Origin of the sequence: Mesorhizobium sp. M0478, from assembly GCF_040321305.1 — a bacterium.
GTDB lineage: Bacteria > Pseudomonadota > Alphaproteobacteria > Rhizobiales > Rhizobiaceae > Mesorhizobium.
Genome location: NZ_JAMYRH010000039.1, coordinates 1 through 1,683, shown reverse-complemented (window position 1 = coordinate 1,683; position 1,683 = coordinate 1). Strand labels below are relative to the sequence as shown.

2 protein-coding genes are annotated in these 1,683 nt (G+C 59.4%); both read left to right on the top strand.

All coding sequences use genetic code 11. From position 1 onward, the window contains the following. The first annotated feature begins 84 nt into the window (after positions 1–84). A complete protein-coding gene (locus NKI64_RS32080) occupies positions 85–774 on the top strand; it encodes a thermonuclease family protein (protein WP_352672084.1) in 690 nt (229 codons plus the stop codon). Between the two features lie 240 nt (positions 775–1,014). Then, positions 1,015–1,623 (top strand): SOS response-associated peptidase, encoded by a 609-nt coding sequence (locus NKI64_RS32075; RefSeq protein WP_352672082.1) that lies wholly within the window; start codon positions 1,015–1,017, stop codon positions 1,621–1,623. Positions 1,624–1,683: the final 60 nt, after the last annotated feature.

The following is a 1,683-nucleotide window of genomic DNA, read 5'->3' as shown; positions in this document are numbered from 1 at the left end:
CGGATTTCTGTCTCATCTTCGCTCCTTTGAATGGCTACGATGAACCAGAAATCCTCCTCTCTCAGTTAAACCGATTTTGTCTCATTGCTGCTGACGCCGCACAAAAGTTTGCCAGAGATCAATGCATCGAATTGGTTCGGCTCGAAGCCGGCGCCGATCGCCGGTGTCGCGTCTGTGATCGACGGCGACACGATCGAGATCCACGGACAGCGCATCCGCTTCAACGGCATCGATGCGCCCGAGAGTAAGCAATATTGCGAAGACGCTAAGGGCTTCGAATACGCCTGCGGGCGCCATGCTGCCCAAGCCTTGGACGAGTTCCTGGCTGCATCGCGTCCGTTGCATTGCAGCTTTGTTAACCGAGACCGGTACGGCCGGCTTGTTGGGGATTGCGATCGCGCCGACGGTCGCAACGTCCAGAGCTGGCTTGTCGAGCGGGGCTTGGCACTAGATTGGCCGCGCTACAGCCACGGAGCCTACGCAAGACAGCAGGCGAAGGCCCAGGCGGCGAAGGTCGGTCTGTGGGCTGGAGCGTTTCAGGCGCCATGGGATTGGCGCGCAGAGCATGCGAATGGCACCACCAGGCCGTCAGCAAAACAACCACTCGGCATCATGCGTAATGGGCAGGTGGCGCAGAGCTATTTTTGTCAGCCACGGCGAACCTGTCCCCAGATCAGCTCATGCAACGAGGCGAACTGGTATTTGGCCAACTGCTCTTGGGGCGGCAAGCTCGACCGCGACAAGGACGGCATTCCTTGCGAGAGCCTTTGCTAAGTCCGCAGTGAGAGGGGACATGGGATGATCGTCGTCGACTTTGTCCTTTTTGCCTCCACAGCGCACACCAAGGGGAACTCTGTGGTCGCCCAGAGCCTTCCGCAAGGCTACTGGCGAAGGCAATCAATCGGTCACCGCCGCCAAGATACGCGGCGTCTGGCGCCGCAGCGACGAGTATAGGAGAATTCCGACCTTGGCCCGCTCAGCGTGCCTGAACTCCTGCGCAACTGAGGCAGAGCGATGTGCGGACGTTACACCAAATATCTGTCGTGGTCGGAAATCCACCGGCTCTACCGCCTGACTGCGCCGGCGGAGACGGGCCGCAACGACGAGCCCCGGTACAACATCGCGCCGACTCAGGATGTCCCATTCGTCACTGCCGGTGAGGATGGCAACCACCGGCTGCGTGAAGGGCGCTGGTGGCTGGTCCCTTTCTGGGCAAAGGAAATGCCCAAGGCGGCTATGTTCAATGCCAGGATTGAGGGCATCGATACAGCGCCCGCCTTCCGCGACGCCTACAAGTCCAAGCGCTGCCTGATCCCTGCCGATGGCTTCTACGAGTGGACGATATCGCCTGCCGACGGCAAGAAAGACCCTTGGCACATCTACCAGCCAGGCCACGCGCCTTTCTCGTTCGCCGGGCTTTGGGCTTACAATTCCAATCTCGACATAACCAGCTGCACCATCATCACCGAGCCTGCCGCAGAACCGATGAAGCAGTTGCATGATCGGCAGCCTCTCATTCTCGACCCGGCCTACTATGACGCCTGGCTGGACCCGGCGACGCCCAAGGACAGCCTCAAGGACTGTGCGGCGTCAGCAGCAATGAGACAAAATCGGTTTAACTGAGAGAGGAGGATTTCTGGTTCATCGTAGCCATTCAAAGGAGCGAAGATGAGACAGAAATCC

Coding starts and splice junctions, on each gene's coding strand:
- NKI64_RS32075 (WP_352672082.1), top strand. CDS start 1,015: ATGTGCGGACGTTACACCAAATATCTGTCGTGGTCGGAAATCCACCGG.